At 41.5% G+C, this 25,225-nt stretch carries 22 protein-coding genes; 18 read left to right on the top strand and 4 right to left on the bottom strand.

Annotated elements, in window-relative coordinates; translation table 11 throughout:
* Nucleotides 1-47: 47 nt before the first annotated feature.
* The 3 genes from EJF26_RS04440 to EJF26_RS04430 form a co-directional block, all read right to left on the bottom strand.
* Nucleotides 48-500, bottom strand: a complete 453-nt coding sequence (locus EJF26_RS04440) for an NUDIX hydrolase (RefSeq protein WP_000013090.1) — start codon at nt 498-500, stop codon at nt 48-50.
* Between the two features lie 129 nt (nt 501-629).
* The gene (locus EJF26_RS04435) at nt 630-2,888 is read right to left on the bottom strand and encodes an ATP-dependent Clp protease ATP-binding subunit (RefSeq protein ID WP_000882494.1); all 2,259 of its coding nucleotides are present in this window, start codon (nt 2,886-2,888) and stop codon (nt 630-632) included.
* A gap of 235 nt (nt 2,889-3,123) precedes the next feature.
* Nucleotides 3,124-3,354 carry a DUF1797 family protein gene (locus EJF26_RS04430; RefSeq protein WP_000443579.1) on the bottom strand — a complete coding sequence of 77 codons (231 nt, stop codon included), beginning with the start codon at nt 3,352-3,354 and terminating at the stop codon, nt 3,124-3,126.
* Nucleotides 3,355-3,544: 190 nt separating this feature from the next.
* Here EJF26_RS04430 and EJF26_RS04425 point away from each other — a divergent pair, with 190 nt between their 5' ends.
* From EJF26_RS04425 to EJF26_RS04340, 18 genes are all read left to right on the top strand, one after another.
* Nucleotides 3,545-4,228 (top strand): amino acid ABC transporter permease, encoded by a 684-nt coding sequence (locus EJF26_RS04425; protein ID WP_001011627.1) that lies wholly within the window; start codon nt 3,545-3,547, stop codon nt 4,226-4,228.
* Nucleotides 4,228-4,962: an amino acid ABC transporter ATP-binding protein gene (locus EJF26_RS04420; protein ID WP_000140929.1), complete on the top strand. Its 735-nt coding sequence runs from the start codon at nt 4,228-4,230 to the stop codon at nt 4,960-4,962. The genes EJF26_RS04425 and EJF26_RS04420 overlap by 1 nt, the downstream gene beginning before the upstream one ends.
* Nucleotides 4,963-4,995: 33 nt before the next feature.
* Nucleotides 4,996-5,316: a TfoX/Sxy family protein gene (locus EJF26_RS04415; protein WP_000168540.1), complete on the top strand. Its 321-nt coding sequence runs from the start codon at nt 4,996-4,998 to the stop codon at nt 5,314-5,316.
* 149 nt (nt 5,317-5,465) lie between these two features.
* The gene (locus EJF26_RS04410) at nt 5,466-6,323 is read left to right on the top strand and encodes a bifunctional methylenetetrahydrofolate dehydrogenase/methenyltetrahydrofolate cyclohydrolase (RefSeq protein WP_000057222.1); all 858 of its coding nucleotides are present in this window, start codon (nt 5,466-5,468) and stop codon (nt 6,321-6,323) included.
* Between the two features lie 4 nt (nt 6,324-6,327).
* Nucleotides 6,328-7,101 carry an HAD hydrolase family protein gene (locus tag EJF26_RS04405; RefSeq protein WP_000673615.1) on the top strand — a complete coding sequence of 258 codons (774 nt, stop codon included), beginning with the start codon at nt 6,328-6,330 and terminating at the stop codon, nt 7,099-7,101.
* A 56-nt stretch (nt 7,102-7,157) separates the two neighbouring features.
* Nucleotides 7,158-8,009, top strand: a complete 852-nt coding sequence (locus tag EJF26_RS04400) for an NAD(P)H-hydrate dehydratase (RefSeq protein WP_000863014.1) — start codon at nt 7,158-7,160, stop codon at nt 8,007-8,009.
* Nucleotides 8,010-8,208: 199 nt separating this feature from the next.
* Nucleotides 8,209-10,698 carry a bifunctional DnaQ family exonuclease/ATP-dependent helicase gene (locus EJF26_RS04395; RefSeq protein WP_025169008.1) on the top strand — a complete coding sequence of 830 codons (2,490 nt, stop codon included), beginning with the start codon at nt 8,209-8,211 and terminating at the stop codon, nt 10,696-10,698.
* A gap of 5 nt (nt 10,699-10,703) precedes the next feature.
* A complete protein-coding gene (locus EJF26_RS04390) occupies nt 10,704-11,927 on the top strand; it encodes an FtsW/RodA/SpoVE family cell cycle protein (RefSeq protein WP_000830421.1) in 1,224 nt (407 codons plus the stop codon).
* A gap of 10 nt (nt 11,928-11,937) precedes the next feature.
* Complete coding sequence (locus EJF26_RS04385; protein WP_000246647.1) at nt 11,938-12,492, top strand: DJ-1 family glyoxalase III; 555 nt, start codon at nt 11,938-11,940, stop codon at nt 12,490-12,492.
* 84 nt (nt 12,493-12,576) lie between these two features.
* On the top strand, nt 12,577-13,140 hold the full coding sequence (locus EJF26_RS04380) for an HAD-IA family hydrolase (protein WP_025169009.1): 564 nt from the start codon (nt 12,577-12,579) through the stop codon (nt 13,138-13,140).
* A gap of 13 nt (nt 13,141-13,153) precedes the next feature.
* Nucleotides 13,154-15,100: a DNA topoisomerase (ATP-hydrolyzing) subunit B gene (gyrB, locus tag EJF26_RS04375; protein WP_000134068.1), complete on the top strand. Its 1,947-nt coding sequence runs from the start codon at nt 13,154-13,156 to the stop codon at nt 15,098-15,100.
* Between the two features lie 80 nt (nt 15,101-15,180).
* Nucleotides 15,181-16,908, top strand: coding sequence for a septation ring formation regulator EzrA (gene ezrA / locus EJF26_RS04370; protein ID WP_000064795.1), 1,728 nt, complete (start codon nt 15,181-15,183; stop codon nt 16,906-16,908).
* 105 nt (nt 16,909-17,013) lie between these two features.
* The gene (pgdA, locus tag EJF26_RS04365; protein WP_000742165.1) at nt 17,014-18,405 is read left to right on the top strand and encodes a peptidoglycan-N-acetylglucosamine deacetylase PgdA; all 1,392 of its coding nucleotides are present in this window, start codon (nt 17,014-17,016) and stop codon (nt 18,403-18,405) included.
* A gap of 82 nt (nt 18,406-18,487) precedes the next feature.
* Nucleotides 18,488-19,330, top strand: coding sequence for an aldo/keto reductase (locus EJF26_RS04360; RefSeq protein ID WP_000844572.1), 843 nt, complete (start codon nt 18,488-18,490; stop codon nt 19,328-19,330).
* Between the two features lie 273 nt (nt 19,331-19,603).
* Nucleotides 19,604-20,365 carry a hypothetical protein gene (locus EJF26_RS04355; RefSeq protein WP_000369585.1) on the top strand — a complete coding sequence of 254 codons (762 nt, stop codon included), beginning with the start codon at nt 19,604-19,606 and terminating at the stop codon, nt 20,363-20,365.
* Nucleotides 20,366-20,383: 18 nt separating this feature from the next.
* Nucleotides 20,384-21,301, top strand: a complete 918-nt coding sequence (gene glyQ / locus EJF26_RS04350; protein ID WP_000038739.1) for a glycine--tRNA ligase subunit alpha — start codon at nt 20,384-20,386, stop codon at nt 21,299-21,301.
* Between the two features lie 260 nt (nt 21,302-21,561).
* Nucleotides 21,562-23,598 (top strand): glycine--tRNA ligase subunit beta, encoded by a 2,037-nt coding sequence (gene glyS, locus EJF26_RS04345; RefSeq protein ID WP_000164747.1) that lies wholly within the window; start codon nt 21,562-21,564, stop codon nt 23,596-23,598.
* A gap of 42 nt (nt 23,599-23,640) precedes the next feature.
* Nucleotides 23,641-23,898 (top strand): DUF896 family protein, encoded by a 258-nt coding sequence (locus EJF26_RS04340; RefSeq protein WP_000371301.1) that lies wholly within the window; start codon nt 23,641-23,643, stop codon nt 23,896-23,898.
* A gap of 81 nt (nt 23,899-23,979) precedes the next feature.
* Here EJF26_RS04340 and EJF26_RS04335 read toward each other — a convergent pair whose 3' ends face one another.
* Nucleotides 23,980-25,224, bottom strand: a complete 1,245-nt coding sequence (locus tag EJF26_RS04335) for an NAD(P)H-dependent oxidoreductase (protein ID WP_000673671.1) — start codon at nt 25,222-25,224, stop codon at nt 23,980-23,982.
* Between the last annotated feature and the right edge of the window lies 1 nt (nt 25,225).

The following is a 25,225-nucleotide window of genomic DNA, read 5'->3' as shown; positions in this document are numbered from 1 at the left end:
CGATTTTCTAACTCTATTATAGCACTTTTTGGATGAAATCGTGTATTTTAGTCAATTCTATGCTGAATTTTCCAAGCTTCAATTCCCCATTTATGGCTACCACGTTTAAGTTTTTCTATTGCCTCGTCAATAGGAAACCAAGCAATATGATTAAAGTCTTCTAAAGGTTTTTGTACTTCCTCGAAAGAAATAGCTTCGTAGAGATAAGCTGGATTATAGTAGTAGGTGTCACGGTGGCGAGAGTAAAAATACTCATTAGCTTGTCCGAAATAGGTTCCGATTTCAGCTGTAAAGCCAAGTTCTTCGATTAGTTCTCTCTTCAGTGCTTCTTGATGGTCTTCGCCTGCTTCAATCTCTCCACCTGGCAAGAACCAAGCACCATTGGGAGCTTGAACTAAGACAATTTGTTTTTTTTCTGGATCAGGAATAACTGCGTAAACACCATAGCGGTGCTGGTAGGTCACATTCTCTTTCTTTTCACCAAAAGTTGGGTTTGCCATTGCATTTTCCTCATTCTCTAGTATCTTTATTATTATCATAATGGACGAGGGGCAAGCTGTCAAGAATTTACAGTTATTTTAGTAAAAAAGTGCAGAAAATGATAGACTTCCTGCACCTGTTATATAGTTTTATTCTTCTTTTTCAGAAGCAATCTCTTCTATTTTTTCAGTTTTTTTGGCAGATTTGATTTGAATCTTACCATTGCTTGTCATAACTGCCTTGAGGTCTTTTTCACTTGGATTTTCAAGGTAGTAGTCAGTGATGGCGTCCTCGATATGGTCTTGAATGGTACGACGGAGTGGCCGTGCCCCCATTTTTGGATCATATCCCAAGTCAACCAACTTTTCCTTGACCTTGTCTGTCACATCAAGGTGGATATTGTTGCTAGAGAGGCGTTTGTTGACATCTGCTAGCATGAGTTCGACGATTTGGAGGAGGTTGTCCTTGCTGAGAGCTTTGAATTCGATGATGCCGTCAAAACGGTTCATAAATTCTGGGCTAAAGAAATTACCGAGTTCACCGAGAACAGAGTTGGTTCGACCTTCACGAGCAGCTCCAAAACCAACGCTGGCTTCGGCCTTACCAGTTCCAGCATTTGAAGTCATGATGATGATGGCATCCTTGAAGCTAACTGTACGTCCTTGCCCATCTGTCAAACGACCATCGTCCAAGACTTGAAGGAACATGTGCATGACATCTGGGTGAGCTTTTTCAACTTCATCGAGAAGGATGAGAGAGTAAGGATTACGACGAACTTTTTCCGTTAACTGACCCGCTTCATCGTAGCCAACATAACCTGGAGGGGCTCCGACTAATTTAGCCACACTGTGTTTTTCCATGTATTCACTCATATCAAAGCGAATCATGCTGTCAGCAGAACCAAAGAGTTCAATGGCTAGTTGTTTGGAAAGTTCTGTCTTACCGACACCAGTTGGTCCGACAAAGAGGAAACTTCCGATTGGGCGGTTAGGAGTTCCAAGTCCAACACGATTACGGCGGATGGCTTTGGCAATCTTATCGACAGCCTCGTCTTGTCCGATAACATGGGCCTTGAGGTCTTCTGCTAGATGGATGAGTTGAGACTGTTCTTTTTCTTTCAGCTCCCCAACAGGGATATTGGTTTTCTGCTCAATGATATGTTCGATTGTTTTCTCGCTAATGATAGGAGTATCCTGATCGGTCACCTTGTTTTTCTGCATTTCCTTGTACTTGGCAATCTGATCTCGGAAGTAGGCAGCTTTTTCAAAGTCTTCCTCCCGTGTAGCTTGAGCCTTGAGATTCTCAGCTTCTATTAAACGCTGGTCAATCACTTTAGGATCGACAAAGTTCAGAGTCAGATTCATCTTAGAACCAGCTTCATCTAAAAGGTCAATAGCCTTGTCTGGCAAGAAGCGGTCTTGGATGTAGCGGTTGGAAAGATTTGCAGCGGCTTCGATAGCAGCATCAGTATACTTGACGTGATGGTAGTCTTCGTATTTCTTTTGAACCCCTTTGAGGATGATAATGGTTTCTTCGACAGTTGGTTCATCTACCTTGACAGGCTGCATCCGGCGCTCCAAAGCAGCATCTTTTTCAATGATGCGGTATTCATTAAGAGTAGTAGCGCCAACCAATTGCAACTCACCACGAGCAAGGGCAGGTTTGAGGATATTTCCTGCATCCATATTGCCATCGCCTGCTGACCCTGCACCAACAATTTCATGGATTTCGTCGATAAAGAGAATGATGTCCTCGCGTTTGCGAATTTCTTCCATGAGCTTTTGCATGCGTTCTTCAAATTGGCCTCGAATCCCTGTCCCTTGGACTAGACTGACCACATCCAGACGGATGACCTGCTTGCCTTGGAGTTTATGGGGAACATCACCATCGATAATTTTTTGAGCCAGACCTTCAACAACGGCTGTTTTACCAACACCTGGTTCTCCGATGAGGACAGGATTGTTTTTTGTTCGACGGTTGAGGATTTCGATAACACGGATAATCTCCTCATCTCGACCGATAACAGGGTCAATATCCCCACGACGGGCAATCTCAGTTACGTTGATACCATATTCCTCTAGGAGTCCTCTTTCTTGGCTAGGAGGTGTTTGAAGTGGACCACGGTTTTGAGGTCCATATCCCCCATCGCCCCCATATCCTCCACCTGATTGAGTTGGGGGAACGTTATTTGAAGAAGCCCTGAAATTATTCAAATCATTGAAAAAATCTCCAAAAGGATCAAAGTCTCGATTGCTTAGGTCAGTCATTCCTTTAAAGAGGGTATTGTTTGGATCCGTTTTGATAATTTTATAGCAATTTTGACAGAGATCAATTTGCTTTTGTTGTCCATTGATATTGGTATACAGATGAATTGTTGAGTCGTTTATTTTACAGTTTTGACAGAGCATACATCTACCTCATTTCATTCTTATTCTTGGCCTGACAAAAGGTCAAAAATAGTCAAAGTTTTATATTCTCATTATAGCATGATTAAGGTGTAAAGCAAGTAAAAAGATTGGGATAGGGAGATTTCGAGAGAAAGTTCTTTATGGCAATTTCTCCTGCTGATAATAAGAAAAAATCCTATTTGCAGGGACAAAAAGGATTCTCGTTCATCAGTCAGGTTTCCCTGCTGTTATTCTATTAGTAAAGGAGTTCGTAGATCTCCATTGCAATCAAGTCAATGCTATCAAAGGTATAGGTTTCACGTGCTTCAACATCGCGAAGGGTGAAGAGTGATCCATTTTCTTCGTCATAGCTGTAAGCAACTTCTGCAACAACAACTCCTTCACGTTCAAAATTACGTTTTAGATTTCCGCCATCTTTTGTCATAGCTTCTAGGCGGTTGATGATTCTAACCAAATGTGATTCCATTATGATTCTCCTCCATTTCTTATCGTTACTATTTTACCATAAACCACGGGGACTTGACTAGAAAAAACTAAGATTTCTCGCTATTTCTCTTTTGCATAAAATTATTGGTGAAAACCAGTGAAAAAATATTGAATTTTAATTCAAATCATGTTATAATCATACAATCTGATATTTAGAAAGCTGAGTTTATATGAATTTTTCCTTTTTACCAAAGTATTTACCTTATTTTAATTATGGTGCTCTTATCACGGTAGTGATTTCAATTCTGGTAGTCTTTTTCGGTACCATTCTAGGTGTCTTATTGGCCTTTGCTCAGCGATCACGCTTTAAACCGCTTGTTTGGTTTGCAAATGTCTATGTATGGATTTTCCGTGGAACTCCGATGATGGTTCAGATTATGATTGCCTTTGCCCTCATGCATATCAATGCGCCCACTATTCAAGTAGGGATTTTAGGTGTGGACCTTTCCCGCTTAATTCCAGGTATTCTGATTATCTCGATGAATAGTGGTGCCTATGTGTCTGAAACCGTTCGTGCAGGGATCAATGCAGTTCCTAAAGGACAATTGGAGGCGGCTTATTCCTTGGGTATTCGTCCCAAAAATGCTATGCGTTATGTCATTTTGCCACAAGCTATCAAAAATATTCTTCCAGCTCTTGGAAATGAATTTATCACCATTATCAAGGATAGTTCGCTTTTGTCAACAATCGGAGTCATGGAACTTTGGAATGGAGCTACAACGGTAGCAACGACGACCTATCTACCTTTAACGCCTCTCTTATTTGCAGCCTTTTATTACTTGATTATGACTTCTGTTTTGACAGTGGCTTTGAAGGTATTTGAAAATTACATTGGACAAGGAGACAAGAAATAATGACAGAAACCTTGATAAAAATAGAAGGCTTGCATAAGTCTTTTGGGAAGAATGAAGTCTTGAAAGGGATTGACCTTGAGATTAAACGAGGAGAAGTTGTGGTAATTATCGGTCCGTCAGGGAGCGGGAAATCAACCCTTCTTCGTTCGATGAATCTTCTCGAGGAAGCAAGTAAGGGAAAGGTTATCTTTGAAGGAGTTGATATCACTGATAAGAAAAATGACCTTTTTGCTATGCGTGAAAAGATGGGCATGGTATTCCAACAATTCAACCTCTTTCCCAATATGACAGTGATGGAAAATATCACTTTATCACCAATTAAAACCAAAGGTGAAAGCAAGGAAGTTGCGGAGAAGAGAGCACAGGAACTATTAGAAAAAGTTGGCTTGCCAGATAAGGCGACGGCCTATCCACAGAGTTTGTCAGGTGGTCAGCAACAACGGATTGCTATTGCACGTGGACTTGCTATGGAACCAGATGTTTTGCTTTTTGATGAGCCGACTTCAGCCCTAGACCCTGAGATGGTCGGAGAAGTTTTAGCTGTTATGCAAGACCTCGCCAAGTCGGGGATGACCATGGTGATTGTGACGCATGAAATGGGCTTTGCGCGTGAGGTGGCAGACCGTGTTATCTTTATGGCGGATGGGGTTGTTGTCGAAGATGGAAGGCCAGAGGAGATTTTCGATCAAACAAAAGAACAACGGACCAAGGAATTTTTGAGTAAGGTTTTGTAAGACCTCATTTTTAGAAGAAGTGGAGTAGAAATCATGGCTTCAAGTAAGGAATATTTAACCTTTATTCTCGATCAGCTATCGGAGTTAGAGGAGATGAGTTATCGTCCAATGATGGGAGAGTATATCCTTTATTATCGTGGGAAGATTATTGGGGGAATCTATGATAATCGTTTGTTATTGAAGCCTGTGAAGGTGGTCATGGATCAACTGGGACAGACTAGGCTTGAATGTCCTTATGAAGGAGCTAAGGAGATGATTTTGATAGAAGACATTGAAGATAAGTCATTTCTAATGAGACTAATCAAGGATATGTACGAAGTTTTGCCTGCTCCCAAGGTCAAAAAGAAAGCATGATAGACTTGCCTAAGATAAATAGGTACTAAAAGCTCGATAAGAGCTTTTTCTTATAGTTTCAAACTATAAGGTCTATTAGTCAAGAAGTGTTAGAATGCCAAGGTATTTTTTGATATAATAGAAGATATTTGATAGAAAAGAGAAGAAATATGGCACAGATTATTGATGGGAAGGCTCTTGCGGCTAAGTTACAAGGACAGTTGGCTGAAAAGACTGCCAAACTAAAAGAAGAAACAGGTCTAGTTCCAGGCTTGGTGGTGATTTTGGTGGGGGACAATCCTGCCAGCCAAGTCTACGTTCGCAACAAGGAACGGTCAGCTCTTGCTGCTGGCTTCCGTAGTGAAGTTGTGCGAGTTCCAGATACCATTACCCAAGCGGAATTGTTGGACTTGATTGCTAACTATAATCAAGATTCAGCATGGCATGGGATTTTGGTTCAGTTACCTTTACCCAAACATATCGATGAAGAGGCGGTTTTGTTAGCCATTGACCCAGAAAAGGATGTGGATGGTTTCCACCCGCTAAACATGGGTCGCCTATGGTCTGGTCATCCAGTTATGATTCCTTCGACACCTGCAGGAATTATGGAGATGTTTCATGAATATGGGATTGAGTTGGAAGGTAAAAATGCGGTTGTTATCGGTCGTTCCAATATCGTTGGGAAACCAATGGCTCAGCTTCTTTTGGCTAAAAATGCGACTGTGACTTTGACTCACTCACGCACCCATCACCTTGCCAAGGTGGCTGCTAAAGCAGATATTCTGGTGGTTGCTATCGGTCGTGCTAAGTTTGTGACTACTGACTTTGTCAAACCGGGAGCGGTTGTCATTGACGTTGGGATGAACCGAGATGAAAATGGCAAGCTTTGTGGAGATGTTGATTATGATGCGGTTGCACCACTTGCCAGTCACATCACACCTGTACCTGGTGGAGTTGGACCTATGACTATTACCATGCTAATGGAGCAAACCTATCAGGCAGCGCTTCGAACACTAAACAAGGACTAGGAAGATGAAATTCGTATTTGACCTGGATGGAACGCTATCTTTTGACTACATGACCATTGATGAGGAGATTAAGCAGGTTCTTTTAAAGGCTGAAGATTATGGGCATGAGCTTGTGTTTGCCTCAGCCCGCTCTTATCGGGATTGCTTGGGTTTATTAGGCCCTAAACTCAGTCAGCGCTTGGTCATAGGATTGAATGGTGGCGTAGCCTATCATCTGGGGCAGGCTATCTTTGAAAGGAATCTCGATGCTAGAGTTTATCATGCGCTAGTGGATTATTGCCAGACTTATAATCTCCCTTTCTTTGTAGATGATTGCTTTGACTATAGTGGTCAGATTGTGGAGAAGATTCCATTTATCTCCAGTGTAGATCCCCTAAAGGTAGCTCGTCATCAGAAACTTGAGGACTTGGGTACTCCGATTAAGGTAGTCGTTTATATGGGTGACCACGAGGAGTTGCTTGATGATCTGCTTGGTCAGTTAGAAAGACTGGGGCAGGCTCATCTCTCCTATCATGCGCATGAAAAGTGCCTTTATGTTAATCCCTTGGATACTCATAAGGCGACAACTGTTGAAAAGTTATGTGGAGAGAACTTCATCGCTTTTGGAAATGACCAAAACGATATTGAACTGTTTAAGACGTCTCTTTATTCAGTCCAGATAGGAGATTTTGCTGGCCTTACTTCATATGCGGATGAAACGTTTGAGCTAAAAGGAGAACCTTCTCCAGCAGTAGCAGCTAAAATCTTACAGACCTTTGCGGAATTTAAGGGAAAATAGTGTAGAAGGAGGTTCGAGCCTCCTTTTGTAGTATAATGAAGTGAGAGGAAAAAACGATGAAAGTGATTGATCAAGCTTTATTAGAAAAAGTCATTGTAGAACGGCCACGTCACAGTCATAAGGGGGATTACGGTCGCCTGCTCTTGCTGGGAGGAACCTATCCTTATGGGGGTGCTATCATCATGTCAGCCATTGCAGCTGTTAAGAGTGGGGCTGGTTTGGTGACTGTTGGCACGGATAAGGAGAATATCCCAGCTCTGCACAGCCATTTACCTGAAGCTATGGCATTTTCTATAAAGGATAAAGCATTACTAAAGGAACAGTTAGAGAAGGCAGAAGTTATCTTGCTAGGTCCGGGTTTGCGAGAGAATGTATTCGGAGAAGAACTTGTAAATCGAGTCTTTTACAGTCTCAGAGAAGAACAAATTTTGATTGTAGACGGTGGTGCTTTGGGCATCTTAGCAAAAGCTCATTTGCCATTCCCATCTAGTCAGCTCATCCTAACTCCCCACCAAAAGGAATGGGAAAGACTATCTGGCACAGCTCTTGAACATCAAAATACAGAGATGACTGCTAGAGCTCTTGCATCTTTTCCTCAAGGAACGATTCTTGTCGAGAAGGGTCCAGCGACTCGTATCTGGCAAGCTGGCAAACCTGAATACTATCAGTTACAGGCTGGAGGCCCCTATCAAGCAACTGGTGGGATGGGAGATACTTTGGCTGGGATGATTGCTGGTTTTGCAGGTCAGTTTCACCAAGTAAGCCTCTATGAGAGAGTGGTGGTAGCGACCTACCTTCATTCAGCTATCGCGCAAGAACTAGCTCAAGAACATTATGTGGTTTTACCAAGTCAGATTAGCTGTGAAATTCCGAAAACAATGAAAAAAATATCTCAAAAAGGCAGCTAATACCTTAGTTGTCTTTTTATGTCGATGTAGCTATGTTGATAAGTTTTTCAAATACCTCAGAACCAGCAATCAACTGCTGAACTTGCGTGAAATTCTCACTTTTAAGGTCTTGATTTTTACTCAAAATTACAAATAAAGCGAGATTGTTATCAAAGTTGAGGGGTGTCAAATCATGCTTTTTTTGATATAATTTTTAATGATGAATGCGAGAAATGATCGGTATGTGGTCGTTGATTTAGAGGCGACCAGCACCGGAAGCAAGGCAAAAATTATTCAAGTAGGTATTGTGGTGATTGAGGATGGTGACATTATCGATCAGTATGCGACCGATGTCAATCCCCACGAACCCTTGGATTCTCATATCAAAGAATTAACGGGTCTGACCGATCAGCGTTTGGCTGCGGCACCAGAATTTTCTCAGGTGGCCAGAAAAATTTTTGAATTGGTTAAGGACGGTATTTTTGTTGCGCACAATGTACAGTTTGATGCTAACCTTCTTGCAGAATTTCTCTTTTTTGAAGGATATGAATTGCGCACACCGCGAGTGGATACAGTTGAGCTTGCCCAAGTTCTGTATCCTCAGTTTGAAAAGTATAACTTAGGTATCCTTTGTCAAGAGTTGGGCATTGAACTAGAACAGGCCCACACTGCCCTGTCAGATGCTCAAGCAACAGCTGAACTCTTGCTTTACATGCGTCAAAAACTTTTTGAGCTACCTAAAGGGCTTTTAGAAAGCTTGTTAGACCTTGCAGACAACCTTCTCTATGAAAGTTATCTGGTGATTGAGGAGGTCTATCAGCAACAATCTCTCTTATCTTCACCAGACTTGATGGAGCTTCATGGGCTTTTCCTCAAAAAGGAAAGCAAAGGCTTAGTCCCACGAAAGTTATCCAAAGATTTTGCTAAAAATATTTCTTTATTGGGGCTGGAGGAGCGACCGCAACAGTTGGAATTTGCGGAGAAGATTGAGCAATTATTGGAAGAATACCAGACTTCCTTTATCCAAGCTCAAACGGGACTGGGCAAGACTTATGGTTATCTCCTCCCAGCTTTGAACTTGGAGAGTCAAGCAGGTATCCTAGTGAGTGTTCCAACCAAAATTCTTCAAAATCAAATCATGCAAGAAGAAGGTCAGCGTTTAAAAGAGGTCTTCCATCTGGAGATTCATAGTCTCAAGGGTCCTCAAAATTACTTGAAACTGGATGCCTTTCATCAAATTCTCTATCGATCTGAGTCCAATCGCCTCTTCACACGCTTTAAAATGCAACTGCTCATCTGGCTAACAGAGACAGAGACAGGTGACTTGGACGAAATCGGGCAGCTTTATCGCTACCAGCATTTTCTGCCAGAACTAGTCCACGATGGCAAACTTTCAAAGAAAAGTTTATTTGCTACAGAGGATTTTTGGAAACGAGGACAGGACAAGGCCAAGACCAGTCGTGTTCTTCTGACCAATCATGCCTATTTGGTCACTCGTTTGGAAGACAATCCAGAGTTTGTCGACAACCGTTTGGTGATTTTGGATGAAGCTCAAAAAATGCTGCTAGCTCTTGAAAATCTAGCCCAGCAGGCTTATCGCCTTGAGGATCTTGTAACCCAACTTGATAAGTCCTTGGAGACAGAGGAAGATTTGGTTCAGAAACGCTTGCTTGAGAGTATTAGCTTTGAATGTCGATACTTGATAGAGCACTGTCAGTCAGGCCTTAAGAATGGAAAGTGGTTGGATTCTCTTGAACAGTTGCGCCAGCATTTTTCGGAGCTAGCTCTCCCAGAGTATAGAGAGATTGCAAACTTTTTCGCCTCGGACCGTGAATTTTGGCTTGCTGCAACTGAGAAATCGAGCAAGGATGTCCTGATTTGTTCAAGCAAAAAAGGCCGCTTTATACTAGCAGACTTATTGCCAGAAGATTGTAGGCTTCTAGGAGTATCGGCCACTCTTGAAATCAGCAATCGGGTTTCCCTAGCAGATCTATTGGGATTTCCAGATGCTCCGCTTGTAATGCTTGATGTAACAAAACAGGAGCAACAAGAAGTCTTTCTAGTCGATGATTTTCCTCTTGTGACAGAAGTTTCGCCTGTTGACTATGCTAGTGAAGTGGCTTCTGTTATCCGAAGGTTACAGGCCTTTCAAGAACCCTTATTGGTTTTGTTTACCTCAAAAGAAATGTTGCTGGCAGTTTCAGACTTGCTAGACCAACCTCATCTGGCTCAGTATAAAAATGGGGAACCAAGTCAACTGAAAAAACGTTTTGAAAAAGGTGAACGCCAGATCTTGCTTGGAACAGGTAGTTTCTGGGAAGGGGTTGATTTTTCAACCCATCCTTGTGTGATTCAAGTGATTCCGAGATTGCCTTTCCAAAATCCCCAAGAACCTTTAACCAAAAAATTAAACCAAGAACTGCGTCAAGAAGGGAAAAATCCTTTCTATGATTATCAGTTGCCGATGGCAATCATTCGGCTAAAACAAGCCTTGGGCCGTACTGTCAGACGATCTGACCAAGGTTCGGTTGCTCTAATCTTAGACAGTCGTGTCGTCAGCAAGCGTTACGGCAAACAAATCGCCCAGGCCTTGTCAAAAGAAAGGGCTGTTCAGGTTCTTTCTAGAGGCCAGCTAGAGCCTGCTGTAGCTGATTTTCTCCAATCCCGTCGCAATAGAATGAAAGAAAAATCTAAGAAAGAGAAAAGGTAAAAAATATGAAACGTTCCTTCGACTCTCGAGTCGATTATAGCCTCCTCCTACCAGTGTTTTGTTTACTGGTGATTGGAGTAGTGGCCATTTATATAGCAGTTAGTCATGACTATCCAAATAATGTATTACCAATTCTAGGTCAGCAAATCGCTTGGATTTCCTTGGGGCTTGTCATTGGTTTTGTGGTCATGTTCTTTAATACCGAGTTTTTATGGAAGGTGACTCCTTATCTTTATGGCTTAGGGCTAGCTTTGATGGTCCTCCCACTTGTTTTCTACAATCCAAATCTTGTAGCGTCAACGGGTGCCAAGAACTGGGTATCAATTGGCGGAACGACACTTTTTCAGCCTTCGGAGTTCATGAAGATTTCCTATATCTTGATGTTGGCTCGAGTCATCGTACAATTCACTCAAAAACACAAGGAATGGCGACGGACTATTCCCTTGGATTTCCTATTGATTGGTTGGATGATTGCTTTTACCATCCCAGTCTTGATCCTCTTAGCCCTACAAAGTGACTTGGGGACTGCCTTGGTCTTTGTAGCTATTTTTTCCGGTATGGTTCTCCTTTCAGGTGTTTCGTGGAAGATTATCATTCCTGTTTTTGCGACAGGAGTGACTGCTGTTGCAGGCTTCATGGCCATCTTTATAAGCAAGGATGGACGTGCCTTCTTGCATCAGATTGGGATGCCAACTTACCAGATCAACCGCATTTTGGCTTGGCTCAATCCCTTTGACTTCGCGCAAACAACGACTTACCAACAGGCGCAGGGACAAATTGCGATTGGAAGTGGTGGCTTGTTTGGACAAGGTTTCAATGTGTCCAATCTCCTCATTCCAGTACGCGAGAGTGATATGATTTTTACGGTGATTGCTGAAGATTTTGGCTTTATTGGTTCAGTCTTTTTGGTTGCCCTGTACTTACTTCTTATCTATCGGATGTTGAAGATTACACTTAAGTCAAACAATCAGTTCTACACCTATATCTCGACTGGTTTTATCATGATGTTGCTCTTCCATATCTTTGAAAATATCGGTGCCGTGACAGGCTTACTTCCTTTGACAGGGATTCCTCTGCCTTTCATTTCTCAAGGGGGGTCCGCAATTATTAGTAACCTTATCGGAGTCGGTCTTCTCTTATCTATGAGTTATCAGACCAATCTAGCGGAGGAGAAAAGTGGAAAAGTTCCATTCAAACGAAAGAAAGTCGTCCTAAAACAAATCAAATAAGGAGGCCACTATGGCAACAGTAGCAGTTATCTTAGCCCAGGGTTTTGAAGAAATTGAAGCCTTGACAGTAGTTGATGTCTTGCGTCGAGCAAACATTTCATGTGATATGGTAGGATTTGAAGAGCACGTGACAGGATCACATGGCATTCAGGTAAAAGCCGACCGTATCTTTGATGGTGATTTGTCTGACTATGACTTGGTAGTTCTTCCAGGTGGCATGCCAGGATCAGCTCACCTACGGGATAATCCAGCCCTCATTTCTGAGATTAAAGCCTTTGACCAAGCTGGAAAGAAAATTGCAGCTATCTGTGCAGCCCCAATCGCCCTCCATCAAGCAGGTGTCCTGAAAGACAAGCACTTTACTTGTTATGACGGAGTTCAGGAGCAAATTACTGATGGAATTTATCAAAAGCAAACAGTGGTTGTAGATGGTAATCTAACAACTAGCCGAGGACCGTCAACCGCACTTGCCTTTGCCTATGAATTGGTAGAGCAATTGGGAGGAGATGCTGAAAGTTTACGAGACGGCATGCTCTATCGAGATGTCTTTGGAAATCAACAGTAAGACGAGAGTTCGGCTCTCGTTTTTTACTTGGAAAAATCTAGGAAATCATCGCTTTTTTCATAAAAAAATGGTATAATGAAGGGTATGAAATATCACGATTATATATGGGATTTAGGTGGTACCCTATTGGATAATTATGAGACTTCTACAGCAGCCTTTGTAGAAACCTTAGCCCAATATGGAATAGAGCAAGAACACGACCGTGTTTACGAAGCCTTGAAAGTTTCGACAGCTTTTGCCATCGAGAAGTTTGCACCAGATATCAAGGATTTTTTAGAGAACTATAAAGAAAATGAAGCGCGTGAGCTAGAACATCCAGTTTTGTTTGAGGGAGTTCCAGAATTACTCAAAGACATTTCGGACAAGGGTGGCCGCCATTTCTTGGTTTCTCATCGAAATGACCAAGTACTAGAACTTCTTGCTAAGACCCAGATAGCCAACTACTTCACCGAGGTGGTGACTGCCAGTTCTGGCTTTAAACGGAAACCAGATCCTGAGTCCATGATTTATTTACGTGATAAATATCATATTACATCTGGTTTGGTCATTGGTGACAGAAATATTGATGTAGAAGCAGGTAAAGCTGCTGGCTTAGATGCCTATCTTTTTAATAACGTTGCGACATTGAGACAAGCAATAGACATGTAAGAAAAGGGAAAAAATGACAGAAGAAATCAAAAATCAACAGGCACAAGATTATGATGCCAGTCAAATTCAAGTTTTGGAGGGACTTGAAGCTGTTCGTATGCGTCCAGGTATGTATATTGGATCGACTTCAAAAGAAGGTCTTCACCATCTAGTATGGGAAATCGTTGATAACTCAATTGACGAAGCCCTAGCTGGATTTGCCAGTCACATCCAAGTCTTTATAGAGCCAGATAACTCCATCACCGTAGTGGATGATGGGCGTGGAATTCCTGTTGATATTCAGGAAAAGACAGGACGTCCCGCTGTTGAGACCGTCTTTACAGTTCTTCACGCTGGAGGAAAATTCGGCGGTGGTGGATACAAGGTTTCAGGTGGTCTCCATGGAGTAGGTTCTTCCGTAGTAAATGCCCTCTCAACTCAACTAGATGTTCATGTCCATAAAAACGGTAAGATTCATTACCAAGAGTACCGTCGTGGTCATGTTGTTGCTGACCTTGAGATCGTTGGAGATACGGATAAAACTGGAACAACAGTTCACTTCACACCGGATCCAGAGATTTTTACAGAAACAACGACCTTTGATTTTGAAAAATTAAACAAACGTATTCAAGAACTAGCCTTTTTGAACCGAGGACTTCGAATCTCCATCACAGATAAGCGTGAAGGACTTGAACAGACCAAACATTATCACTATGAGGGTGGGATTGCTAGCTACGTTGAATATATCAACGAGAACAAGGATGTTATCTTTGATACACCAATCTACACAGACGGTGAGATGGATGATATCACAGTTGAAGTAGCCATGCAGTACACAACCGGTTACCACGAAAATGTCATGAGTTTCGCCAATAATATTCACACCCATGAAGGTGGAACGCATGAGCAAGGTTTCCGTACAGCACTGACGCGTGTTATCAATGATTATGCCCGCAAAAATAAGCTATTAAAAGACAATGAAGATAACCTAACAGGGGAAGATGTCCGTGAAGGTTTGACTGCAGTTATCTCGGTCAAACATCCAAATCCGCAGTTTGAAGGACAAACCAAGACCAAACTGGGAAATAGCGAAGTGGTTAAGATCACCAATCGCCTCTTCAGCGATGCCTTCTCTGATTTTCTCATGGAAAATCCACAGATTGCCAAGCGCATCGTGGAAAAAGGGATTTTGGCTGCCAAGGCTCGTGTGGCTGCCAAGCGTGCGCGCGAAGTCACGCGCAAGAAATCTGGCTTGGAAATTTCTAATCTCCCAGGAAAACTAGCGGATTGTTCTTCAAATAACCCTGCGGAAACAGAACTCTTTATCGTTGAGGGAGACTCAGCTGGTGGGTCAGCTAAATCTGGTCGTAACCGTGAATTCCAAGCTATCCTTCCAATTCGTGGTAAGATCTTGAACGTTGAAAAAGCTAGCATGGATAAAATCCTTGCTAACGAAGAAATTCGGAGTCTCTTCACAGCCATGGGGACAGGATTTGGTGCAGAATTTGATGTCACTAAGGCTCGTTACCAAAAACTCGTTTTGATGACTGATGCCGATGTCGATGGAGCCCACATTCGGACCCTCTTGCTAACCTTGATTTACCGCTACATGAAACCAATTCTAGAAGCTGGATATGTCTACATTGCTCAACCGCCAATCTACGGAGTAAAAGTTGGAAGTGAGATCAAAGAATACATTCAACCTGGTGCAGATCAAGAAATTAAACTCCAAGAAGCCTTAGCACGTCATAGTGAAGGGCGTTCAAAACCAACCATCCAACGTTATAAAGGTTTGGGAGAAATGGATGACCACCAATTGTGGGAAACAACCATGGATCCAGAACATCGCTTGATGGCGCGTGTTTCGGTAGATGATGCTGCCGAAGCAGATAAAATCTTTGATATGTTGATGGGGGACCGAGTTGAACCTCGCCGTGAATTTATCGAAGAAAATGCCGTTTACAGTACCCTTGACGTCTAAAAAATGTGGGAAATAGTTCCCATGACCTAAAAAATATGATATAATCAATACGATTGTTTCTAGTATAAAAGGAGTTTGATATGTCTAATGGACAACTAATTTATCTAATGGTTGCGATTGCAGTCATTTTGATTCTGGCTTATGTAGCGGCAATCTTCCTACGTAAGCGTAATGTAAGTAGATTGACGGCCCTCGAAGAAAGAAAAGAAGAACTCTACAACCTTCCTGTAAATGATGAGGTTGAAGCGGTTAAAAACATGCATTTGATTGGTCAAAGTCAGGTAACCTTCCGTGAATGGAATCAAAAATGGGTTGATTTATCCCTTAACTCATTTGCTGATATTGAAAATAACCTGTTTGAGGCTGAAGGCTACAACAATTCTTTTCGCTTTTTCAAAGCGACTCACCAAATCGATCAAATCGAAAGTCAAATTGATTTAATTGAAGAAGACATTGCTGCGATTCGCAATGCGCTTTCAGAGCTTGAAAAACAAGAGTCTAAGAATAGCGGACGTGTTCTGCATGCTTTGGACTTATTTGAAAATCTGCAACATACCGTAGCAGAAAATTCGGAACAGTATGGTAAAGCCCTTCCTGAAATTGAGAAACAATTGGAAAATATCCAGTCAGAGTTTTCTCAATTTGTAACCTTGAACTCTTCAGGTGACCCAGTTGAAGCAGCAGCAATTCTTGATTCAACTGAAAATCATATTCTCGCTTTGACACATATCGTTGATCGTGTTCCATCTCTCGTGAAGACTTTGTCAACAGAACTTCCAGAACAATTGGAAGATTTGGAGGAAGGCTACCGTAAACTCTTGGATGCTAATTATCACTTCACTGAAACGGACATCGAGTCACGCTTCCAACTTTTACATGAATCCTTGAAAAATAATCAAGAAAATATCCGTCAGTTGGAATTGGATAATGCAGAGTATGAAAATACACAAATCCAAGAAGAGATTAATGCGCTCTACGATATCTTCACGCGTGAAATAGCTGCCCAAAAGGTCGTTGAAAGTCTCCTTTCAACGCTTCCAACCTACCTCAATCACTTGAAAGAAAATAATCAGGTTTTGGTTCAAGACCTTGAACGCTTGAATAAAACTTATCTTCTCCCAGAAAGTGATGGGAACCATGTCCGCCGTCTTCAAGCTGAATTGTCAGGGCTTGATACAGCGATCACAGAGGCAACTGAAGATCAGACAGAACCTACTCAAGCCTACTCTGTTTTAGAGGAGCAGCTTAGTTCACTTCAAAGTAATCTAAAAGACATTGAAGACGAACAAGTTTCTGTTAGTGAACGCCTAGCTCAAATCGAAAAAGATGACATCAATGCTCGTCAAAAAGCAAATGTCTATGTGAATCGCTTGCATACTATCAAACGCTACATGGAAAAGAGAAACTTACCGGGTATTCCTCAAAGTTTCTTGAAACTTTTCTTTACTGCAAGCCATAACACAGAAGATCTGATGGCAGAGTTAGAACAAGCACAAGTTAATATTGAATCAGTTAAACGAATTCTTGAAATTGCGACCCATGACATGGAGGCTCTTGAAACAGAAACCTACAATATTGTTCAATATGCGACCTTGACAGAGCAACTCTTGCAGTATTCAAACCGTTACCGTTCATTTGATGAGCGTATCCAGCAAGCTTTCAATGAAGCACTTGAAATTTTTGAAAAAGAATTTGACTACAAGGCATCATTTGAGAAGATTTCTCAGGCCTTGGAAGTTGCAGAACCAGGAGTCACAAATCGCTTTGTTTCTTCTTATGAAAAAACACGTGAAGCGATTCGCTTCTAATACCTGAAAAGCTTAGATCATCTAGGCTTTTTATTATTTCTTTCAAAAATAGAAGAATATCGATTTATCATTGAAATTATAGTTCTGATTTGATATGATGGAGGTATGAAGAAAAATAGAGAGAAACGTGTTTCCCACGATAAAAAGAGAAGTAGATTGCTTTCCCTTGTTGGAATCTTAGGTCTTGCTATGATCTGCCTAGGTGGTGCCATTGGTTACAAGATTCTACAGAAGCAATCCTATGAACAAAAAATTGAAGCGCTAAAAAGTGAAAAAGATCAACAATTCAAAGCAGGCAGTCAGAAAGACCATTTCCGAAAAGATCAAGCTGAAGTGATTGCCTACTACCCTCTTCAAGGAGAGGAAGTCATTGCATCTGTTAGAGAAAAGATCAACCAGGATATCAAAGAAAAGCTAGAAGATAAAGAGGATTTGGTTTTTTATTATACGGAGCAGTTGGATCCCGTCCTAAAGGGAGTTGTGGCTCGTAATATTAGTAAGCAAGTTTACGATTTGTCTGCAGCAAAGGTTGAAGAAAAAGAAAAGACTTCTTTAGGAAAAATTTTCTTGACAGAAGACGGTAAAACTTTTACTCTTAGTCAACTTTTCAAAGATGCGACCAAGGCTAAGGAACTCTTGCTGAGTCAAATCAAAGCAACCCTAGAAGATAAGAAACTTGACCAGACAAAAATTGATCAGGTTCTAAAAAACTTCACAGACCAAGAATTGACGTCTTGGAGCTTTGATTATAAAGATAGTCAACTCATCCTTTATCCAGCGAACTCAGGGGAGACTCTGGAGGAAATTGCTTTACCAATATCCAGTTTCTTTGATGTATTGGAGTCCTCTTATCTATTAGAAAAGGATGCTGAGCTTTACCAGGTTTACTTTGCTCAGAAAAATAAAAAAGTTGTAGCCTTGACCTTTGACGATGGTCCAAATCCATCTACAACTACCCAGGCTTTGGATACCTTGGCTAAGTATGGTGTAAAGGCAACCTTTTTTGTACTTGGTAAAAATATCGCGGGTAATGAAGATCTTCTGAAACGAATGAAATCAGAAGGACATGTTGTGGGAAACCATAGCTGGGATCATCCCGTTCTTTCCAAATTGTCTCTTGAAGATGCTAAAAAACAAATCACGGATACGGAAGATGCCTTGACCAAGGTTTTAGGTTCGAGTTCTAAACTCATGCGTCCGCCTTATGGCGCTATTACCGATGATATCCGTAACAGTCTTGACTTGAGCTTTATCATGTGGAATGTAGATAGTTTGGACTGGAAGAGCAAGAATGAATCTGCTATTTTAACAGAGATTCAGCATCAAGTTCGTAATGGATCGATTGTTCTTATGCATGATATTCACGGCGCTACAGTTAATGCTCTTCCAAAGATTATAGAATATCTGAAAGAGCAAGGTTATACATTTGTGACTATTCCGGAATTGCTCAATTCACGTCTAAAAGCTCACGAAATGTATTATGACCGTGATCAATAATTGGTAAAATCTAAAGGAGCAAGTATTCTGATAATCAGGACTTTGTTTCTTTAGATTTTCTTCACATAGAAAGGAAAAAACGATGAAATCTTATACCCTTAATAATGGAGTTTCAATCCCAGTTTTAGGCTTTGGGACATGGAAAGCTGAAAATGGAGAGGTAGCCTACCAAGCCGTTTTAGAAGCTTTAAAGGCTGGATATCGTCATATCGATACTGCAGCTATCTATAAAAATGAGGAGAGCGTTGGCCGTGCTATTCGAGATAGCGGTATTCCACGACAAAAAATCTTTGTAACGACCAAACTTTGGAATACCAATCACAGCTCTGATGAAGCTCGCCAAGCTTTTGAGGAATCAATGGAAAAACTGGGATTGGATTATCTAGATTTGTACCTTATCCATTGGCCAAATCCAAAACCTTTAAGAGAAAATGACGAATGGAAAACTCGCAATGCTGAAGTCTGGAGAGCGATGGAGGATCTTTACCAAGAAGGCAAAATCCGTGCTATCGGCGTTAGTAATTTCCTTCCCCATCATTTGGACGCCTTGCTTGAGACAGCAAGAGTCATTCCAGCGGTTAATCAGGTGCGCTTAGCGCCAGGTGTTTATCAAGAGGAAGTAGTTGCATACTGTAAAGAGAAAGGAATTCTCCTAGAGGCTTGGGGACCTTTTGGGCAAGGAGAGTTGTTTGATAAGAAAGGAGTCCAAGAAATTGCTGCTAAGCACGGGAAATCGGTTGCCCAACTCGCCTTGGCTTGGAGTTTGGCAGAAGGCTTTTTACCTCTACCTAAGTCAGTGACGGCTTCTCGCATCCAGAGCAATCTTGACTGTTTTGGGATTGTACTCAGCAGAGAAGAGCGAGAGATCTTAAAGACGATTTCAGTGACTTCTGGTGCACCTCGTGTGGATGAGATGGATTTTTAGAAAGTAAGAAAAAGAATTGTAAATTTTCTACCTTTCTGATATAATATTCAACAGGAAAGAAAGTCTTATGGCGTTCTTCAAGCGAGCTTGGGGTAGTGGGAGCTAAGTAGAACAAGGTAAGAAACTGGCGCTTTCTGTCGTATTTTTAAAAACAATGAAGTAATAAATTAGGGTGGAACCGCGTTTCTGACGCCCCTAGGTTAAATCAACCTAGGATTGTCGGATGCGGTTCTTTTGTTTATTCAGTCTATGTGTGTGAAAGAAAGGAGAGCTGTGGATAACCTTTATCTTGTAAAAGATGATAGCCAACTAGTTGCATTTCGTGATTTTGTATTAAGAAATACTGAAAAGTTGGAGGCTTATCAATCTTTTTTAAAGAATGAACTTGCAGTCTATGATTTACCACAAGCCATCATTTGGTCAGGTTTTAATGCTGCTACTCAGATTATTAGGGAAATACCTGTTCCTGCCTATACAAATAATAGACGAATGGTTATGACGCCTGATTTAACTGTTTGGAAAGAGCTGTATTTGTATCAGTTGATGGACTACGAGCGTTCTCAGCAAACTCAAGCAATAGAAAGTCACTATCATTCTTTATCTGAAAATTTCCTCTTACAGATTGTAGGACATGAGTTAGCTCATTGGTCGGAGTATTTTTCAGATGATTTTGATGGTTACGACTCTTACATCTGGTTCGAAGAGGGGATGGTTGAATATATTAGTCGCAAGTATTTCTTGACAGAAAAGGAATTTCAAGCGGAAAAAATTTGTAATCAATCTCTCGTAGAACTTTATCAGAAGAAGTATGGTTGGCATTCATTGAATGATTTTGGTTCCTCAACTTATGATAAGAACTATGCAAGTATTTTTTACGAATACTGGCGTAGTTTTTTGACAGTAGATAAGTTGGTAGAAAATCTAGGTAGTGTACAAGCGGTCTTCGATTCTTATCATCTATGGGCAAATACAGATAAAACTCTTCCCTTGTTAAATTGGTTTGTTCAGCAGAAATTAATTGAAAAAGAAATATAAAAACTAAAGGAGTAAACAATGTCTAAGAAATTAACATTTCAAGAAATTATTTTGACTTTGCAACAATTTTGGAATGACCAAGGTTGTATGCTCATGCAGGCTTATGATAATGAAAAAGGTGCGGGGACAATGAGCCCTTACACTTTCCTTCGTGCTATCGGACCTGAGCCATGGAATGCGGCTTATGTAGAGCCATCACGTCGTCCTGCTGACGGTCGTTATGGGGAAAATCCTAACCGTCTCTACCAACACCACCAATTCCAAGTGGTCATGAAGCCTTCTCCATCAAATATCCAAGAACTTTACCTTGAGTCTTTAGAAAAATTGGGAATCAATCCTTTGGAGCACGATATTCGTTTCGTTGAGGATAACTGGGAAAATCCATCTACTGGTTCAGCTGGTCTTGGTTGGGAAGTTTGGCTTGATGGGATGGAAATCACTCAGTTCACTTACTTCCAACAAGTCGGTGGATTGGCAACTGGCCCTGTGACTGCGGAAGTTACTTATGGTTTGGAGCGTTTGGCTTCTTACATTCAAGAAGTGGACTCTGTCTATGATATTGAGTGGGCTGATGGTGTAAAATACGGAGAAATCTTTATACAACCTGAGTACGAGCATTCAAAATATTCATTTGAAATTTCGGACCAAGAAATGTTGCTTGAAAACTTTGATAAGTTTGAAAAAGAAGCTGGTCGTGCATTAAAAGAAGGCTTGGTTCACCCTGCCTATGACTATGTTCTCAAATGTTCACATACCTTTAATTTACTTGATGCGCGTGGTGCTGTTTCCGTAACGGAGCGAGCTGGCTATATCGCTCGTATCCGTAACTTGGCCCGTATCGTAGCCAAAACCTTTGTCGCAGAACGCAAACGCCTAGGCTACCCACTTTTGGATGAAGCAACACGAGCTAAACTCTTAGCAGAAGACGCAGAATAGTAAGTAATACTGTGATCTAAAATCGTTAAAGGCAAGTCGAAGACTTGCTAGAGGGATATACAACGCCGTACTGTTATGTGGGGATTTTTGAAACCTTGGGTTCAAAAATCAGTCAGCTAAATCCACTTTGATGAGACTGTTGGAAATCTTAGTTTATTTGGTATAAGATTTCCTTACAGACTCACAAAAGTTAGTTAGCGACGTCCCCAGTACCTAAGGTGCATATCAAAAAAGATTGAAGAAAATGTAAAGGAAAAAACATGACAAAAAACTTATTAGTAGAACTCGGTCTTGAAGAGTTACCAGCCTACGTAGTAACTCCAAGTGAAAAACAACTAGGCGAAAAAATGGCAGCATTTCTCAAAGAAAATCGCCTGTCTTTTGAAGCCATTCAAACCTTCTCAACACCACGTCGTTTGGCTGTTCGTGTGACTGGGCTTGCAGACAAGCAATCTGATTTGACAGAAGATTTCAAGGGGCCAGCAAAGAAGATTGCCTTGGATAGTGATGGAAACTTCACCAAAGCAGCTCAAGGATTTGTCCGTGGGAAAGGCTTGACAGTTGAAGATATTGAATTCCGTGAAATCAAGGGTGAAGAATATGTCTATGTTACCAAGGAAGAAGTGGGTCAAGCAGTTGAAACCATAGTTCCAGGTGTAGTAGACGTCTTGAAGTCACTAACTTTCCCTGTCAGCATGCACTGGGCTAACAACACCTTTGAATACATCCGCCCTGTTCACACTTTAACTGTTCTTTTAGATGAAGAAGAATTTGACTTGGATTTCCTTGATATCAAGGGAGGTCGTGTGAGCCGTGGTCATCGTTTCTTGGGACAAGAAACCAAGATTCAGTCAGCATTGAGCTACGAAGAAGATCTTCGTAAGCAGTTTGTAATCGCGGATCCTCGTGAACGTGAGCAAATGATTGTTGACCAAATCAAAGAAATCGAGGCAAAACATGGCGTACGTATCGAAATTGATGCGGAATTGCTTAATGAAGTCTTGAACTTGGTTGAATACCCAACTGCCTTTATGGGAAGTTTTGATGCTAAATACCTTGACGTTCCAGAAGAAGTTTTGGTAACTTCGATGAAAGAGCACCAGCGCTACTTCGTTGTCCGAGATCAAGATGGTAAGCTCTTGCCAAACTTCATTTCAGTCCGTAACGGAAACGCAGAGCATTTGGAAAATGTTATCAAGGGTAATGAAAAAGTCTTAGTTGCTCGTTTGGAAGACGGTGAATTCTTCTGGCGTGAAGACCAAAAATTGGTCATTTCAGATCTTGTTGAAAAATTAAACAACGTGACCTTCCACGAAAAGATTGGTTCCCTTCGTGAACACATGATTCGTACGGGGCAGATTGCCATTCTCTTGGCAGAAAAAGCTGGTTTGTCAGTGGATGAAACAGTTGACCTAGCGCGTGCAGCAGCTATTTACAAGTTTGACTTGTTGACAGGTATGGTTGGTGAGTTTGATGAACTCCAAGGAATTATGGGTGAGAAATATGCCCTTCTTGCTGGGGAAACTCCAGCAGTTGCGGCTGCCATTCGTGAACACTACATGCCTACATCAGCGGACGGAGCTCTCCCAGAGAGCAAGATTGGAGCCATTCTAGCCATTGCAGACAAATTGGATACGATTTTGAGTTTCTTCTCAGTAGGTTTGATTCCATCAGGTTCTAACGACCCTTATGCCCTTCGTCGTGCGACGCAAGGTGTGGTTCGTATCTTGGATGCTTTTGGTTGGCACATTGCTATGGATGAGCTGATCGATAGCCTTTATGCTTTGAAATTTGACAGCTTGACTTATGAAAATAAAGCGGAAGTCATGGACTTTATCAAGGCTCGTGTTGATAAGATGATGGGTTCTACTCCAAAAGATATCAAGGAAGCAGTTCTCGCAAGTTCAAACTTTGTTGTGGCGGATATGCTAGAAGCAGCAAGTGCTCTCGTAGAAGCAAGCAAGAAAGAAGATTTCAAATCGTCTGTCGAATCCCTCTCACGTGCTTTCAACTTGGCTGAAAAAGCCGGAGGAACTGATACTGTTGATCCTGCTCTCTTTGAGAATGAAGAAGAGAAAGCCTTGGCAGAAGCAGTAGAATCACTCGTTTTGTCAGGAACTGCAAGTCAGCAATTAGAACAACTCTTTGCGCTTAGCCCAGTTATTGATGCTTTCTTTGAGAATACTATGGTAATGACCGATGATCAAGATATTCGTCAAAATCGATTGGCCATCTTGTCGCAATTAACCAAGAAAGCAGCGAAACTTGCATGTTTCAACCAAATTAATACCAAGTAAAATCTGTTAAACGGATTAAATCTTATCATAAAGGAGAGAAACATGGATCCTAAAAAAATTGATCGTATCAACGAGCTTGCTAAAAAGAAAAAAACAGAAGGCTTAACTTCTGCTGAAAAAGTGGAACAAGCTAAACTTCGTGAGGAGTACATCGAAGGCTATCGTCGTTCTGTTCGTCACCACATTGAAGGAATTAAAATTGTGGACGAGGAAGGAAATGACGTCACACCAGAAAAACTACGTCAAGTACAACGTGAAAAAGGTTTACACGGCCGTAGTTTAGATGATCCTAACTCATAAAATGAAAGGGGGGTGTAGATGATTTACAAGCCCCTTTTCTGTTGTAATAAAAAAGGAGCCATTTGGCTCCTTTTTGGTTTCTTAGTTGCTTGCACCAGAAGTGGCGTCGGCGTCACCACCATGGCCTCCAGCGTCCCCTGAGTCAGAAGCGCCAGAAGTAGCATCTGCGTCTCCATGACCTCCGGCAGCAGGAGCAAATGGTCCGCTACCACCTACCAAACGTTGACCAGTCTCTTTTAGGTACCAGTCAAGCCATGGTTGGAAGTTAAAGACAATTTCATTGATTCCAGCGTATGATCCATCAGGATAGTACATGGCTTGGTAGTTATGAGTGTTGATGACACCAGCAGGAGAACCTGGAACGATCGTACGGACGTATTCTTGGTTTCCATTGCGAAGTGTTCCGATGACCCACTCTACATTCTTCATACGTGCTGGTGGAAGAGAATTGTGAACAGTAGACATACGGTTACCTGATTGAGGTGGTACACGTTTGGCAAACATGGTGTCTGGATCTTGGTGAGCGTTGTTGTAGTAGAGGAATTGGTTGTTATCGTCAGCGTATGTCAATTCAAATGGCATAGCTTTCAAGAACATATCGATTTGGTTAACTGTGAGGATACCGTGGTCCAATTTGACATAGGTATCACCAGCAACAGCGCCAGTGATTGCAGCAACTTTTTCTACCCATTCTGGATCGTCAGGATCAACTTCTGTAATGGTTGTAGCAATTGGTTTTCCGCAATCCAAGTCTTCTGGTTCGATTGGTTTTGGTTTTTTCAATTTCGAAACGACTCCTACGTATTTTACAAAGTTATCTAAGCAAGTTTCAAGGAATTTAACAGTCCCTTCGTTGGTGATGTTTCCATTGTTATCAAAAGCCTCTTTTGCTTTACCAAGAAGGAATTCGTTACCTGGAAGCGTGTAGGCATTGACACCTGGAGCGTCAAGGATCTTACGAAGGTGAACCTGGGCACGTGAAGTTCCTTGGTCATAGTATGATGCTCCCACAATCATGACAGGTTTGTTTTCAAATGGATGAACTTCGTATGAAAGCCATTCAAGTACAGATTTGAGTGAAGCTGAGATAGTGTGGTTGTGCTCAGGAGTGGCGATAATGACACCATCAGCACGTGTAATCTTGTTATACAAGAAACGCAATTGGAAACTTTCGTCCCATTTTTCGTCTTGGTTAAACATTGGAACTTCGTCGATTTCAAGAACTTCTAATTCAAATTTGAATTTAAAATTGCGACGGATAAATTCCAAGAGTTTGCGGTTATATGATTGATCGTAGTTTGATCCAACAAGTCCAACAAATTTCATT

The sequence above is a fragment of the Streptococcus oralis subsp. dentisani genome (assembly GCF_007475365.1).
Classification (GTDB): domain Bacteria; phylum Bacillota; class Bacilli; order Lactobacillales; family Streptococcaceae; genus Streptococcus; species Streptococcus mitis_AX.
This window is presented reverse-complemented; position numbering and strand designations above follow the sequence as displayed.